The sequence below is a fragment of the Lentisphaerota bacterium genome (genome assembly GCA_016873675.1).
Classification (GTDB): Bacteria; Verrucomicrobiota; Kiritimatiellia; order RFP12; family JAAYNR01; genus VGWG01.
Genome location: VGWG01000006.1, coordinates 1 through 15634, shown reverse-complemented (window position 1 = coordinate 15634; position 15634 = coordinate 1). Strand labels below are relative to the sequence as shown.

Here is a 15634-nt window from a genome sequence, read left to right as displayed (position 1 = left end):
TCAAACAGGCATTCCTGCCTGTTTTCTACGATCCGTGATCCGGACAGGCAAGAATGCCTGTCCCACCTTTGCCACCCGAAAGGCATAGGCACACAACCGCTGGCGTCGCAAAGAAACTGTGACTGCGCCCCATTTGCTGCTGGGGTCCGTTCATCGGTTGCGGTTGGTTTCAAACCATGCTATGATGCCCCACTCATTTGATCAAGGAGCCGGTATGGACATCAAGGTGTTGGCGGTCGATCTGGGCGCTTCGGGCGGCAAGTGTTTTGCGGGCATCTTTCCGGAGGGCGGCGGCTTCCGCATGCAGGAGGTTCACCGCTTCGCACACGGCGGCACGTCGTTCTTTCTGGCGGACCGGACGGGCGCCGTGACCGAGCGGACGTATTGGGATGACACCTGGATCTACGACAACATCATCAAGGGGCTTCATGCCTACAAGCGAACGTTTGGCGGCCAGCTTGACGCGATCGGCCTCGACACCTGGGGCGCGGATGGCGCCTATTTTAGCGCCGACGGCGAGTTGCTGGGCAAGACCCATTGCTACCGTGATCACCGTCTCGACACGATGTGCGAGGAGGTCAAGGCGTGCATCGACGCGCGACGGCTTTACGGCATCACCGGCATCCACTTCCAGCCCTTCAACATGAGCAACCAGTTGCGCTGGTTCGCCACGAGGCGGCCGGAGCTGCGCAAGCTCACCGCCCTGTTCCTCCCCATTCCGGCGCTGTTCAATTTCTATCTCGGGGGGTGCACGGCGGTGGATTCTTCGTGGGCGAGCGTGACGCAGCTCATGGACGCCAAGCGGCGGACATGGTCCCGCGACGTGCTGCGCGCATTGAAGATCCCGGCGCGGATCATGCCGCCGATCGTTGCCCCCGGAACGGTCATCGGCGCGTTGCGCCCGCCGCTCGCCGCCACGCTCGGGCTGAACGAGGCCGCCATCGTGGCCGTCGCCTCGCACGACACGGCCAGCGCCTTTGCCGCAGCCCCGGTCGCAGACGCCCGGCACGCCCTCATCATCAGCTCGGGAACGTGGTCGCTGGTGGGCCGGCTCGTTGACCAGCCGATCACCCATGATGCAGCGATGACCGCGAATATCAGCAACGAGGGGGGGATTGACAACACCCGGTTCCTCAAAAACTGCATGGGGACTTGGATTGTTCAGGAGTTGCTGCGGGGCTGGGAGGCCGCCGACGGCCGCCGCATGGAATGGTCCGAGGTCGACACGATCACCCCCGCCGCGCCAGCCTTCAGCGCCTTCATCGACCCCGACAACGCCCGTTTCTACAATCCGGCCAACATGGAGGACGCCATCCGCGCCTTCCTCGCCGAAACCGGCCAGCGGCAGCCGGCCGACCGCGGCGCCATTCTGCGCATCGTCTACGAGAGTCTGGCGTTGAAGTACCGGCTGGTGAACGAGCAGATCTGCGCGATCTGCGGCACGCCGACGCAGGCAGTCCATATCGTGGGCGGCGGCAGCGGCAATGCGTTGCTCAACCAATTCACCGCCGATGCCATCGCCCGGCCGGTGCACGCCGGCCCGAAAGAGGGAACCGCTGTGGGCAACCTCATGGTGCAAGCCATGGCCCTCGGCGTGATCAGCAGCATGGCCGAGGCGCAGCCGCTCATCCGGTCCGCCTTCCCCATCAAGACCTTCCTGCCCGGCGACACCGCCGTTTGGGACGCCACCTTCGCGCGTTTTCAGGAGATCGCAACCAATCATAAATCGTAATAGGTATAAGGGAAACTGGGTCCTGTGTCTCAGATCTTAATCTCGGGTCTTAATCTATCCCGAAGAGACAAAGAGCGGTCATCGAGGACAGTAATAGTGGGTCGTTTAAGGGTATCCGGTTAAAAGTGGCGACGAAGCATCCGGTTAAGTGTAAGAGGTCTGACTAGGGACAGGCCTGAATGGCGCTTCCCGGCGAGAGGCTAGGACGGCGTGTTCGGACATTCATATTATGGTTCAGTGCATCGACATTGCAACCAGAGTCGTAACCACAAACCATGACACAATCGGAATGAAAATCAAGCGCCACCGGCGCTCGAAAAGAACCGCAACGAGAAGCAAGACGGAGTTGATTGTGTGCGCAAGAATCGCGACCGCACCCACGCTCCCCGACATGGAACAGGACAGTTTTAGGGAAGTGAACATAAACCACACGGCGAACCCCACCGAGGCGATTTGTGTAGCCGTGGCGACACTGATCGGAGAGAACGTTCCTGCGCTTCTCATGTTGTCGTGTCCGAACGTTGCGCAGCAGGGGCGGCGAGCTTGCGAGCCTTCCATGCACGCCGATGTTCGGCTCCGTTTCCTTACAGTCCACCAATGTGACCGACCTTGCCGCCCATATACACTAGGATAAAGTGCTGTCCGCCGTCAGCGCGTTGAAGGAGTTTGTAGGTGACTTGCCAGTAGGGTCCCTTACCGATCGAACTATCTGTCCAGCTGCCTGCCTCCACATAGTGCGCCGAACTGACGAAATGTTTTGAGATGTCGATCTTCTGCTCGGATACGTACTTTTCTGCGCGGCTCAGGGCTTCACTCACCGACACAGGGGGACGTTGTCTTTCGAGTGTCTGCGCGACAGCAACGACAGCAGTATTGGTGCGTTGCGCGCTTCCGCCTGAATCTGGGGACGTTGCACAACCAACGAGAACCATCGCAATCAGAGCACAAGAGATCGTTGGCTTCATCATTTCATCTACTCCGTTCTTGCCGACCTCTGATTAAGGATCAAACTTAGCAGGGAAAATAGCAGGGCTTCCCTTCCTATAGATCAACCGTCTGCTTCATTTCCAAGCACTTGCGGAAGCATTTTGAGGCTTTGCGTCCCTGCTATGGCTCACCGAACTAGATCAACCCAACCCACACGGGCGGGCTGAGGCGGGGCGAAACTCACCCCCGCCATGTCGAAAAGGGTATAGATAATGGGCGGGCGGGTCAAGCGGAATGAAGGGGAACGGCGTAGTTGGTTAGTGACAGGATGGGTATGTGACAGTGTGTGGGTGTGTGAGTGGCAGTGAAGCGGCGTCCCGCCGCGCCGCAAGCGAATGGATAAAGACATTGATCGCTATCGGGATCGGGATCGCTATCGAAATGAAAGGGGGATTCTGCCCCGCCCCCGACAACTCACACGCCGCTTCGCGCATTCCCTTTGTCTTTCGGCGCGGCGAGACGCCGCTGCCCGCTTTCGCGCAGACACTCTCCCACACTCCCACACTCACAGACCCTCTTACGCGCATTCCCTGTGGCCTTCGTCATGATCTGCGGCGCGGCAGGGACGCCGCGCCCGGCCGGCGGGGTCATCCCATCCGGCGCGACATCTCGTCGATTTTGCGGAGAATGGCGGCCTCCTCCTCGTGGTACATCTCGGTGATGGCCGGGTCGTGGAAAGAGTAGATCCGGTCTTCGAATGCGGTCGTTTCCAACCGGCTGAAGAGCCGCTGTTCGGCCTGTTCGATGTCCTTGCCGTAAATGTGATAAGAGTCGGCCTGCCAATTCATGCGCGCGAGGCGCACCGGCTTGCCTGAGCGGCGCGCGACCTCGGCAGCGATGACGGTCTGGTTGAACTGGATGAAGCCGAACATATTCATGAAGTTCGCCCCCCAGGCGTCGTTGGAACGGAAACGGACATTGGCGTTGAGCCACTGCACGCCGGTATCGTCCTCCAAGATCCGGTACCAAAGCGACTGCAGGCACGGCGGGTCGTAGCAGGCGAGGTCGTGGTTGGGCATCCAGGTGATCATCTGCGCCTGCCGGGTGAAGGGCTGCGCAACCAGTTTGTCGATGACATAGGCGATCTGATCGACCTGAAACGGGCCGACAATCTGGTTTTTGCCGTCGGCGCCGCGCTCCTTCCACTGACCATAGTTCTGCAGGCGGCCGTGATAGGTGTACTCCCAGCGGGTGTCGGCGGGATCGTTGATCGCCTTGACCCAGTGATCCTTGCGTCCCTCCAGCTCGTAGACATATTCGCGCAGGTCGGAAATGCCGCCGGGGAAAGCCTTGTGGATCATGGGATCGGCCAGCGGGTCGTCGATGGTGATGTTCATCGTGGCATCGAGGCTTAACGGGTCGCCCGGTTTGTCGTACTGCGTGCGGAAGCGGATGCCGCCGCGGTACAGGGCGATCAAGGCGCGCTCGTAGGCTTCGGCAAGCGAACCGCCTCGGACGGTCAGGACGGGGATGCTTTGCATGATGGGTGCTCCTGAGATGGGGTTGGAGGGGCGTCCAACCGTTATGGTCAACGGGTTCGCACGCCGGGTCAAGACGGATGCGGTGTGAATAGACCCGACGCGCGGGCCAATTGTAGACGCAAACGACGAGCGGCGGCAAGCGGGATTCGCTCGGCAATCACGGTCACTCCAATTCGATCAGGCGCACGGAGACGGTGCGTGTCTGGCCGTCGCGGGTGAGGGTCACGTCGACGGTCTGGCCGGGCTGGAGGGTGTCGAAAATGGCGTGGTAGCCCTCCACATCGGCGACGGGCCTGCCATCGACAGCGGTGATCACATCGCCGAGAAACAGGCCGCGGGGAGACTGCGAGACGCCGGCGATTCCGGCGGTGGTGGCCGGGGAATGGGGAAGCACGGCGTAGACGGCCGCGCCGGCAACTCCAGCGCGGCGAATGATGTGATCGGGCAGAAGCTGGAGGCCGAGCCCCGCTCGGGTGATGCGTCCCTTGGCAATCAGTTGGGGCACGATGCGCGAGATGGTGTCGACAGGCACGGCGAAGCCGATCCCCGCATAGGCCCCGCTGGGGCTGAGGATGGCGGTCGTGACGCCGATCAGCTCGCCCGCTGAATTGAGCAGGGGACCGCCGGAATTGCCGGGGTTGATCGCCGCATCCGTCTGGATCACCTCGTTGATCCGTCGGCCGGTCATGGCCGTGATGGTCCGTCCGAGTGCACTGACGATTCCCACGGTGAGGGTGGTGTCCAGCCCGAACGGGTTGCCGATTGCCAGCACCGTCTGCCCCACTTGCAGGTCGCGTGACGCGGCGACGCGAACCGGGTGCAGCCGTTCGGGGGGGGCGTCAATCCGCAGCACGGCCAGATCCTGATCCGGCGCAATCCCCACCAGCCGGGCATCGAATGTCACGCCGTCGGGAAAGGTCACCGTGAGCGCGTTGGCTTGGTGGACGACATGGTAATTGCTGATGATGTGCCCCTGTTTGTCCCAGACAAAACCGGAACCGGCACCCTGGGGAATCTCGTAGACCTGAAGTCCCCGAAACCAGCTCCCGGCGCGGAAGAGCCCCGTGTTGGCCACCGCCACGACCGATGGCGACACGCGGCTGAAGATCGCGATGGCGGTGCGTTCCTCGGAGGTGGGCGCGAACGGTGGCGGCGTGGCCACCGCCGGAACGGCGGGGTGTCCGGAGGTCGGACCTGGCACCGGAACGGCGGAGGGCACACCTTCTACACCCGGCCGGTGAACGAGTCGCCACACCAGCAGCGCGAAAATCGCCAGCAGCAGCGCCGTGAAGACGGGGGAACGGGAAGCCGGAGCGTTCATGGGTCACCTCACTTGTTTCTAATCGCGGCCCGGATCGCCCCCGCAAGCGGCTCTGCAGCGGTCGCCGCGAGGCGGTTGAGAACGCATTCCCAACGGTAGGCGAAACTGCCGGCCACGTCGCGGGCACGGTGGCTGAAGAGCGTGTCAAACGCCCGTTTGCGCCGGAGGTACTCCCGGCGCGTGTAATCGAAGCGTTCGACAAATGCAGCCAGATAGCCTGCGGCAAACTCGCTGGCGTTGGGCATCAGTTCCGCGCGCCGGTTGACCGGCGCGGCATAGGCCGGCGCCAAATCCGCCAAGGGCTCCCGGTAGTGCGAAAACGTCCCGGTGTGGTCGGAGACCACCAGGCTCTGGGGCAGGCCGTCGTCGTCAAACAGGACGATCTCGTCGCCATCGTCAAACAGGACGGCTGCGCCGTTAACCCCGGTGCGGCCGAGGATGAGATTGGATGCCGCCGCCGCGCCGAGCAGGGCCGCCAGACGGCGATTGAATTCGACGTTCTCGTAGTGGTGCGCGGGGATCTTGGCCGATGCCCACCCGTAAAGATAGGGGCGCTCGAGGTAGGTGATCCAGTAGGTCTGGCCGACGTAGCGCGCGTGCGTTCCAGTGTAGGTCTCGCTGATGCGGCGGGGAACGATCTGCGGCGGCAAGTTCATGCCGAGCTGCTGGCAGCCGAGGCGGCGGTCGAGAATGTAGTCGGTGTAGGCCTCGGCCTCGATGATCGACTGCAGCAGGTCCTTCCCTTCATCGAGATGTTCGGCGATGCCCCATTTCTGGAGGCGCAGGATGCGCACGACCGGCTTATCGGCGCCGGTGTGCTGAACCTCGGCAATGTAGACCGTGGGGCGCCGGGAGGTGGTGACGCGGCGCGAGAGGGAGCGGGAGATCCGTCCGATGTTGATGTATTCGATCTCGCGGAATTCGCGAACGTAGTTAAAGATCATGCCGCGCGCGCGCAGGTCGCACAGGGCGCGCAGCTCGGCGTCGTCCGGACGGACGGCACACTCGTCAAACAGCGGATCAAAGATCAGCTCGCCATCCTCGATGCGCGCGCCGGGGAGCCATTCGATCTGCAGATAAAACTCGGCGGAGAGGCCGCTGACGATCTCGTCCGAAACGGCCGCATTCGGCTGTCTGACCAGAACGGCGCACATCGCCCGGCGCCATTCGGGCGCCCCGGGAGCGTCCTCCCGGAGGACCGGCGGCACGGCGGCCTCGTAGGCCGCTGCGACCGCGGCGTGGCGGCGGCGGAGATCGGCGCAGGCGGCGGGGGATGCGTCTTCCGGCGGGGCGAGCGCCGCAAAGGCGGCGCGCTCAAACGGGCAGTCGGGAGGGAAGACGTCGATCTCGGGATGGCCGAGGCGGTTGCGCCGGGTGCAGAAGCGGGCGATCTCGTCGAGCTGCGACCGGAACGTGGCATCATCCCGCGTGGCCAGCCAGCGGAAGGATTCGCAGGTGAGGTAACGGGTGCCGCCGACGCGGTTGTAGTAGTAGATGGGGGCATTCTGAATGGCGGTCCGGGAGTCGGCGATGAGGGCAATGATTTCCTCCTGCGTCTGCGGCAGGGGACTCATGCGCCAGTTTTCTCCGCGCCGGCGGAGGGCCTCTCGAATCGTCTCGTTGGCGGTGTTCAGAAAACGAATGCGGCGCTTGGAAACGAACGTCTGCAGGAAATCGTCGGCCTGGAAGGCTAGATCCATGCGCGAAGGATCGGGTCGGATCAGAATGACGCTTCCGTCCAGCAGCAGGTCCACGGAGGCGTCGAATTCGGCGTCTGTCTCCGCGTCGGAGAGCGGCGGCGCGCCGGCTGAGGCCCGGTCGGCGTTGAGCCCGTCAAGCCAGGCCAGCCGTTGCATGGCATGCACGCCCGGGAGGGTGACCAGCCCCGGCGTGCGCAGAAAAACAGTCCCCACGCGCGACAGCGGCCGCCCCGTGGGATCCTGCGCAAAAAGCGGCTCGCCTATCCGTTTGAAATCCATGCCCGTTTCTCCACCTCACGTCGTCGGACTACGTTAGCATGTCGCACGCCATCGCACAAGGGAGTATGCAACAACGTTGACGCATCACTCTGTTGACTTTTACTCCTTGTCTTAACCCCATGGGTATGTCATGCTTTCGGCCGTACTCTGGTTGCAGGTTGCGCTTAAGCGACAGGAACACGGCAATGAAACAAGGTCTTTTTCCGGCGATGTCCCTGGTGATGGTCATGATGTCGTGCGCCGGTCTTTTGGCGCAACAGCCTTCCGGACGGCCGCCGCGCGAGCGGGCGGCTGTCTCGGCCAGCACCGACAACCGGGAGCTGTCCCAAGACCCCATGGCTGATCCGGTCCGGGACCTGGCGACGCCGACGGCCGCAGAACTGGCTTCCGCCGCATCGACGGGAACGGTGAGCGCTCTCGATGAATATGCGCAAATCGCGGCCAACTTCGCCGCCGACGTGAAGACCGAGCGGAAGGTCCGATTCCACCACTGTGTGCACATTCGCGGCGAGACGATGGCGCAGGCGCTGGAGAATTTCATGACGCCGGCCGGGACGGTCTCCGCCAATGAGGAATCCGACCTCGTAGTGATCTCGGACGTCGAGGACAATCTGGCGCTGTTGCTCGCGGTCGCCGACCAGTTGGACATGCCGGTCACCCAGGTGCTGGTCGAGGCCCGCATCGTCGAGTTCAGCGTTGACAGTGATTATCAGAAGGAGATCAACCTCGAATTCCAGAAGCTCGCGAAGGTGGGGGCCATCCCCAACCTCCCCGCCGACCACATGGTTTTTGTCAAGCGCCTCACCGACGCCTTTGTCGACCCGGGCAGCAATCCGCTGGCCACCCGCGGCAGTCTTTCCTATATGGACTGGGATCCGAGCTCGGAGCGTCTGATCACCGCCTTTGTCCGCTTTCTGGAAAACAAAGGCCGGGCCAAGATTCTGTCCTCCCCCAATCTGATCCTGCGGCGCGGCACGGAGGGGAGCATCATTACCGGCGAGGAGGTTCCGATCCAGACGAAGACCATCACCTCCGGGGGGGAAAGCATTTCGACCACCTTCAAGAGCGTCGGCATCAAATTGCGGGTGATCCCGATCATGATCGCCGACGGCCGCATCCGTCTGCAGATCAATCCCGAGGTTTCCAATGTGACTCGCTCCGACAAGAACACAGGCGCGCCGATCATCGCCGTCCGCAGCGCCAACACGGAGCTGGAAGTCGGAGACGGCCAACTGGTGTCAATCGGCGGTCTGTTGCGCAGCGAGGAGGTCGAACGGCAGCGGCGGGTGCCGATCCTCTCCAGCATCCCGGTGCTCGGGCACCTCTTCCGCGGCACCACCAAAAGCAGCGTGCAGACGCAGTTGGTCATTTTTCTGCGGGCGACCGCTCTGGCTGGCGCTCTGGACCAGTTGCCGCCGCTGCGCACCCTCGAGCTTCCGCCGGAGATACAGGCGCAGATGGATCGCGCGGAGTCTCAGTTCCGTCTGCCGCAGCCGCGCCTGCGTGACGAACTCCAGCAGCTCCGTGATGGCAGCCCGCAGGAGACCCGGCCGGAATGACGCGTCAGACGTCCAGAGTGCGTCGGTGGCGCGTGTGGCTCCTGGTCGGGTTGCTGGCAGCCGTCGGCGTCATCGTCTGGCGGCAGTTGGGTGCTCATCGTCGGGGGGCGCAGGAGGGTGAGACACGGGATCGCTATGCGACGGTGCGCCGGGGCGATTTCAACATCGCCTTGGAAATTGACGGTAACCTCGACGCGATCAAGCACCATATGATCCGCCCCGAGCCCCGCTCCGGGAGCCGCGGTTATGGGCTGGAGATCGTGGAACTGGTTGAAAACCGCAGCGCGGTGAAGACCGGCGACCTGCTGTTCCGGTTCTCAGATGAGAAGCACGCAGTCGAGCTGGACAGACTGAAACTGGAGCTGGCCGACGAGCAGACCAGCCTGAAGCTGGCCGAGCAGGATCTCGACATGACCCGTGCGGGCAATCTCAGCACCATCCGTAACGCCAACGATCAACTTCGGGCCAGCGAGGAGGCGCTCTCCCGCTACGAGGATGAGGACGCGCGGCGCAAGCGCGCGGATCTGCAGGCCGCCGTCCAAACGGCGCGCGCCAAGCTCGCCCAAGTCCGCACGGAGCTCTCTGTGGCCCGATCCCAGTTGTCCACCGCGCAGATGCAGGATCCCGGACGGGTTCCCGAACTGGAGAAAGTGGTGCTCGACAAGTCGCAGGCGGTTGACGCCGTCCGTGACGCGATCGATTTGGCGTCCAGCAACCTGCGGGTCTTCAAGCAATACGACCACCCCCAGAAAATGCGGTTGTTGCAGGAGGGCCGCACCAAGGCGCAGATGGACTTGCAGCGCGATCTGGTCACCGCCGCCGGCAATCTGGTCAAGGATCAGCGGATCATTCAGAATCATCGGGCGCGCATCCGCCAGATGGAGGAGGAACTGGAGCAATTGATCGCCATTCGCAAGTCATTGGTGGTGCGGGCGCCGAGCGATGGGATCGTCACGATGGGCGATCCGCAACGGCGCGCGTGGAATCAGCCGGAGGAACTCAAGGTGGGCAGCCAGGTCAACGAGGGGCAGGTGCTGGCCTCGATCCCCGACTTATCGCGTTTTCTGGTCCGGGTCGATCTGCCCGAGGAGTTCCGATCCCGCATCTCCACCGGTCTCCGTGCGGTCTTGAGAAGCAAGGCGATTCCCAATCTGGTGATGGAGGGGCGCGTCTCGCTGATCGCGGCCATGGCGCAGAATGTCGTGAACTGGGATCGTTCAAGCCCCAAGATTTATCCGGTGGAGATCGCCACCGACACGATGGATCCCCGGCTGATGCCCGGCATGACGATGCGCGTCGAAATCATTGTCGAACAGGTCGCCAACGTCCTGCACGTGCCGATCGAGGCGATTTTTCAGCGCGAGGGAAAGACCTTTGCGCGGGTCAAGGGGGCGGTGGGCGTCGAAGAGCGGCCGGTGACCACCGGCCGGTCCTCGAACAGCTTCGTTGAGATTCTCTCGGGCCTCGAGGAGGGTGAGCGGGTTGCGCTCTATCAGGCCGGCCTGGCGAAGTGACGGACTATGGGGCTACTGACATTCAATGAAGTGACCAAAACCTACACCGAGGGCGAGACCCCGGTGCAGGCGGTGCGCGCGGTGAGTTTTTCGATTCCGGCCGGCCAGTTCGTGGCGGTCATGGGCGCATCGGGTTCGGGCAAGTCCACCGTCCTCAACCTCGTCGGCATGCTCGACCGCCCCACTTCCGGGACCTACACGCTCGAGACCACCGACGTGTCGTCTCTCAGCGACAACGCCATGTCCGAAATCCGCTGCCGGCGGATTGGCATCGTCTTTCAATCGTTCAACCTGTTTTCCCAGTTCAGCGTGTTTGAGAATGTCTGCACGCCGATGCGCTATGCCCGCGTTCCGCCGACGGCCATGCGGGATCGCGCCCATGAGTTGCTCGATCTGCTCGGGCTGGGGCATCGCCTGACCCACCGGCCGTCGCAGTTGTCGGGCGGCGAGCGGCAGCGGGTGGCGATCGCCCGCGCGCTGGCCAATGACCCGCCGCTGGTGCTGGCCGATGAGCCGACCGGCAATCTCGATGAAAAAACCGGCAATGATGTCATGCGCATCCTGACCGGCCTGGTTGACAGCGGCCGCACCGTGGTCATGGTCACCCACAATCCCGCTTACGCGCGCATCGTCGACCGGGTGATCCGCCTGCACGACGGGGTGATTGTCGAGGACCGGCCGGGAGGCAAGCCGGTGGTCTGATGCTTGGGGCCGGTTGCCCGGCCGGAAAGATGGAGCTGTGCGCAATTTTTTACGCCTGTTGCAGATGACCTTCCTCAATCTCTCCTGCCACGCCTTCCGCGCGTTTCTGGCGGCGCTGGGCGTGGTCCTCGGGGTCGGCGCGGTAGTGGCCATGATGGCGATCAGCGAAGGCGGTCGCCGCGAGTCGATCGAGCGGATCCGGGCCATGGGCATCGACAGCATCGTCATCCGCTCGGTCAAGCCGACCCAAGAGGGGGCGCCCCAGAACAATGCCTCGGCCAGCACCCTTGCGGACTATGGCCTGAAGGCCAAAGACGTCGCGCACATGCTGGCCACGTTCGAGAACATCCGCCAGATCATCCCGGTGCGCGACATGCAGCAACGGCTTTTTGTCGGCGGCCTGCGGTCGAACGTCCGCGTGATGGCCACCACGCCCGAGTTTCTAAACATGACCTTCAGCGAACTCGCGGACAGCCGCGGGCGCTGGATCACCGATACCGACGAACTGCGGCGCAATCCCGTCTGCGTGGTGGGCGTCGACGCCGCCCGGACGCTGTTTGGCATCGGCGATCCGCTCAACCAGACGGTGAACGCGGGTGGCGGCACGTTCCAGGTGGTCGGGGTCCTGAAAAATGCGCGCGGCGCGAAGCTGGCCGGACAGTACGACCTGAATAATCTGGTTTATATCCCCTTTGAGACGGGCAACGCCGTCTACGGCCGCATCATCCCGGTCGAGGGTTCGAGGCGCGAGCGGGTCAATGTGGAGTACGACTTCCTCTACATCAAGGTGATCGCGGTGAGTTCGATTCCCGACACCGTCAAGCGGTTGCGGAGCTACCTGGGCACGACACGCGAAACACGCGATTACGAGATACAGGTTCCCTACGAGCTGATGTTGCAAGAGGAGTCGACCCAGCGGGTGTTCCGGATCGTGATGGGATCCATCGCGGCCATCTCTCTGCTGGTCGGCGGCATCGGCATCATGAATATCATGCTGGCCAACATTTTCGAGCGCACCCGCGAGATCGGCACCCGCCGGGCGCTGGGCGCGAAAAAGCGCGACATCCTCCTTCAGTTCCTGTTCGAGTCCACCATTCTCACCGCATTGGGCGGCGGTATTGGTCTCAGCCTGGGGGTGGCGATCGCCCGCCTGGTCGAGCGCCTCACCGAGATGCACACGGCCGTGACGCTCCCCAGCGTCCTCGTGTCCCTCGCCGTCTCGATCATCACCGGAGTGGTCTTTGGAACCTATCCCGCCTGGAAGGCCGCAAACCTCGACCCAATCGAGGCCTTGAGGCACGAATAGGCCTGAATCTGGGAACGACACATCATTCACCTGTCAATCGCCACACCGCCCAACCCATGGACACACCAGACCCGAACCCCGCCGAACTGGAAAGCGACGCCGCGCTGATGGCCTTGGCGCGCGCGGATGATCGGCAGGCGTTTGCCGTGCTCGTCAGGCGCCATCAGAAAATGCTGCTGAACTTTTTCCTCCGTTCGGGCGTTCAATACGATGCCGAGGATCTCGTGCAGCAGACGTTTGTGAGGCTCTACCGCTATCGGAATCGCTACAGGCCGAGCGCGAAGTTTACGACATTCCTGTTTCTGATGGCGAGGCAGGTCTGGATTGACGAACTGCGGAGGCGCAAGCGGATCGCGCGGCTGGCCGATGCGTTGGCGCGTGAGCCCGAGCCGCCGAACGCCGCAAGCGATCCGCCGCCGGAGCGTGGCGGACTCGATGTCGCCGGCGCCGTGGCCGCGCTTCCGGAGGCGATGCGGCAGGTGATTGAGCTGGGCGTGTATCAGGACCTCCCTTATGCGGAGGTCGCCCGGATCCTGCACATACCGGCTGGAACGGTCAAGTCGCGGATGTTCAACGCGATCCGGATGTTACGGACCCGGTTGGGAGAGGACCGGGCATGAAGGTTGACGCAAGGAAGGAGGCGGGCGATGGAAGCAGAAACTGATGTCGCTGCGGCTATGAACTGCCCTCAGGCAGCCGAGGCGGTGGCCTGCGCTCTGAATCCGGCAAACGGATCAGCCGCCCGTGAGGCGCATCGTGCCGCCTGTCCGGTTTGCAGGCGCGAAGCCGAGGCTGCGTGCGCCACGGTCGCCTGGCTTCGTGGCGCGCCCGAGGCCGATCCGTCACCCGGCTTGGTGGACCGTATCCTTACAGCCCTTCCCCCTCCGCGCCACCGGTGTTTCGTCCTCCGGCGCCGTCTTGCGGCGGCGGCCGCCGTTTTCCTGGCCGGGGCACTCTGGTTCGCCGCCCAACAGATGCGTCGCGCCATGCCCTCCGACAGGGGCCGCTGGCTCACCCGAACGCAGCACCGGGATGGTGTGTGGGAGCCGATCGGCATCGCAACCCCCACCGCCCCCTACACTCCCGCGCTCACCGCCCTCGCCGCCCTCGCCCTCGAACGTCTCGGGCCCGCGCACCGGGCCGCCGTCGACCGCGCGATTGCTGCCCTTCTCGCCGGTCAGCAACCGGATGGGGCCTTCGGGCCGCCCGGCAGGTGTCGCGCCTACAACCACGGCATGACCACGGCCGCCCTCCTCGCCATCCGACAGATCCGTCCATCCGCCGTGTCCGAAGCCCCTTTGCGCCTCGCCGTCGACCGCATCCGTGCGACTCAGCATGCCGATGGCGCCTGGGGCTATGACATCGGCATCGCCCCCAACACGGCGATCACCGTATGGCAGACCGACGCCCTCATCCGCGCCCGCGCCAGCGGCTGGGGCGATCCCGGCGGACACCTCCGAAAAGCGGTGCGCTGGCTCAAGTCTCAGCAGACCGGCGACGGCCGTTTCGCGTATGACCGCGCGGCAGGCGGCTCCACCGCCACCCTCGACGCCATGGGGTACGCCATTCTGCTCGAAGCGTCGCTCCCGGCGGCCGACCATCTCGCCCTTGCCCGTCAGGCAGCCCAGGCCCTCCAGGAAGCGGCATCCCCCGGCCGGGTCGCCGACTTCTACCGGGATTATTTCATCGCGCGGGCCCTGGACGCGGCCGGCGTTCGCGCCCAGGCCGCGGCGATCCGCCAGCGAGTCGCCGCGCTGCAGGCCGTTGACGGCGCCTGGGCCATCGCCGACCGCTGGACCCCGGTCGGCGGCGAGTTGTACGCCACCGCACTGGCCCTGCTCACGCTGAATTAAGGAGGCACGCATGCAGCGAACAGGTTTCTGGCCGGGTTGCGTGGGCTGGCTGATGCTGGCGGCGGGGCTGATGGCGACGTCCGCCGTGTCGGCGATCGATCCGGCCACGGTGGCCGCAGTGACGCGCGCCCTTCCGGAGGCCCGGCCCGCGCTGAGCCACGTCGTCGGTCTGGGGCGCGCCGTGGTTGACCTGCCGGTGCACGCAGTCCGGGTGTTGTACCTCCCCTTGGGCGTTGTCGAGTGCGTCGGCGCGCCCCTGCCCGGAGTGAGCTTCATGTCCGGGTTGAGCCATATTGGCTCTGGCGTCTTGGCCCCCTTCCGACTGCTGGGGAACGTGATCACCTTTCCGGCCAAGGTGGTCGAAACGGTCGAGGCTGTCGCAACGGCAATCCCCCGCGCCGCGAGCGCGGTCCCTTAACTCACACGTTACTGATCTCGCATCGAGGCGTTCTGCCTCCAAGTCGGCTGCGTCCACCGCACCATCCGAGAGGCGAAGGGGTTCGAATGGGCGTAGGAGCGGAGAATCAAACCTCGAAGTTCAGGGGGCGTTTGGGTGATCTTTGCCGGGTGATTATTCTTCCAGAGTGGCTGCGGGTTCGGTGGCGGGGACCTTGATTGCGGGCGTGGCGACGGCGTTGGTGGCCATACCGGGAAGGAGGGCGCTGGCTTGGTCGAAGAATGAGACAGGCGCCCGTTTCTCGTAGCGCGCGAGGATGGCCTTCAGCTCTTCCGCCCGCTCCTCCCAAGGCGTGTCGGCCTGGGCGGCGATCAGCAGGTCGAGCAGCTCTGCGGCGGCCTTCTTGTCGCCCGCGATGGCGAGGCAGCGGGCCTCGCCCATGAAGGCCTGCGGCGTCAGGTAATGACCGGGATTCTCCTGCCGGAACGCGGCGAAAGCGGTTCGCGCCGTGTCGATCTCGCCCTTGGCCTCCCATGCGTGGGCCTGGCCCAGCACCGCGATATCGGTAAAGCGGTCGGAGGGTTTCCGTTTCAGGAAGGCCGCGTAGCTGGCGAGAGCGTCGTCATAACGCCCGGCGTCGTAGTGATTCTTGGCCAGCAGAAGATGGGACAGGACGCCCGCCCCGGTGCGGCCGTACTGGCGACCCAGCGCTTCCAGTTCCTCGGTGGATTGGGCCGACAGGAGCCGTTCGGCCGCCTGGAGTACCTTGGCCTTCCGGCTCTGATTGAGAACCAGACCCGCGC

13 protein-coding genes are annotated in these 15634 nt (G+C 64.0%); 8 read left to right on the top strand and 5 right to left on the bottom strand.

All coding sequences use genetic code 11. The features are described 5' to 3' along the window. The first annotated feature begins 181 nt into the window (after positions 1-181). On the top strand, positions 182-1732 hold the full coding sequence (locus tag FJ222_01680) for a rhamnulokinase (protein ID MBM4163144.1): 1551 nt from the start codon (positions 182-184) through the stop codon (positions 1730-1732). A gap of 584 nt (positions 1733-2316) precedes the next feature. On the opposite strand, the gene FJ222_01675 is transcribed toward FJ222_01680, so the two are convergent. The 4 genes from FJ222_01675 to FJ222_01660 all read right to left on the bottom strand — a co-directional run bounded on the left by FJ222_01675 (position 2317) and on the right by FJ222_01660 (position 7500). Beyond that, a complete protein-coding gene (locus FJ222_01675; protein ID MBM4163143.1) occupies positions 2317-2700 on the bottom strand; it encodes a hypothetical protein in 384 nt (127 codons plus the stop codon). 606 nt (positions 2701-3306) lie between these two features. Next, positions 3307-4200 (bottom strand): hypothetical protein, encoded by an 894-nt coding sequence (locus FJ222_01670; protein ID MBM4163142.1) that lies wholly within the window; start codon positions 4198-4200, stop codon positions 3307-3309. Between the two features lie 163 nt (positions 4201-4363). Then, a complete protein-coding gene (locus FJ222_01665; GenBank protein ID MBM4163141.1) occupies positions 4364-5521 on the bottom strand; it encodes a trypsin-like serine protease in 1158 nt (385 codons plus the stop codon). Positions 5522-5529: 8 nt separating this feature from the next. Continuing rightward, a complete protein-coding gene (locus tag FJ222_01660; GenBank protein MBM4163140.1) occupies positions 5530-7500 on the bottom strand; it encodes a hypothetical protein in 1971 nt (656 codons plus the stop codon). A gap of 119 nt (positions 7501-7619) precedes the next feature. On the opposite strand from FJ222_01660, the gene FJ222_01655 reads away from it, so the two are divergent. Genes FJ222_01655 through FJ222_01625 form a run of 7 tightly spaced genes read left to right on the top strand, consistent with a single transcriptional unit; the run spans position 7620 to position 14852 of the window. After that, positions 7620-9059, top strand: a complete 1440-nt coding sequence (locus FJ222_01655; protein ID MBM4163139.1) for a hypothetical protein — start codon at positions 7620-7622, stop codon at positions 9057-9059. After that, positions 9056-10573, top strand: a complete 1518-nt coding sequence (locus tag FJ222_01650; GenBank protein MBM4163138.1) for an HlyD family efflux transporter periplasmic adaptor subunit — start codon at positions 9056-9058, stop codon at positions 10571-10573. Before FJ222_01655 ends, FJ222_01650 begins: the two co-directional genes overlap by 4 nt. 6 nt (positions 10574-10579) lie before the next feature. Continuing rightward, complete coding sequence (locus FJ222_01645) at positions 10580-11275, top strand: ABC transporter ATP-binding protein (protein MBM4163137.1); 696 nt, start codon at positions 10580-10582, stop codon at positions 11273-11275. A gap of 37 nt (positions 11276-11312) precedes the next feature. Next, positions 11313-12581, top strand: a complete 1269-nt coding sequence (locus tag FJ222_01640) for an ABC transporter permease (protein MBM4163136.1) — start codon at positions 11313-11315, stop codon at positions 12579-12581. 56 nt (positions 12582-12637) lie between these two features. Continuing rightward, positions 12638-13201, top strand: coding sequence for an RNA polymerase sigma factor (locus FJ222_01635; protein ID MBM4163135.1), 564 nt, complete (start codon positions 12638-12640; stop codon positions 13199-13201). Positions 13202-13228: 27 nt separating this feature from the next. Further along, the gene (locus tag FJ222_01630) at positions 13229-14434 is read left to right on the top strand and encodes a terpene cyclase/mutase family protein (protein MBM4163134.1); all 1206 of its coding nucleotides are present in this window, start codon (positions 13229-13231) and stop codon (positions 14432-14434) included. Between the two features lie 10 nt (positions 14435-14444). Beyond that, positions 14445-14852 (top strand): hypothetical protein, encoded by a 408-nt coding sequence (locus tag FJ222_01625; GenBank protein MBM4163133.1) that lies wholly within the window; start codon positions 14445-14447, stop codon positions 14850-14852. A 153-nt stretch (positions 14853-15005) separates the two neighbouring features. Here the strand turns inward: FJ222_01625 and FJ222_01620 are convergent. Then, positions 15006-15634 (bottom strand): tetratricopeptide repeat protein (locus FJ222_01620; GenBank protein MBM4163132.1); only part of this gene is annotated, 629 nt, incomplete at its 5' end.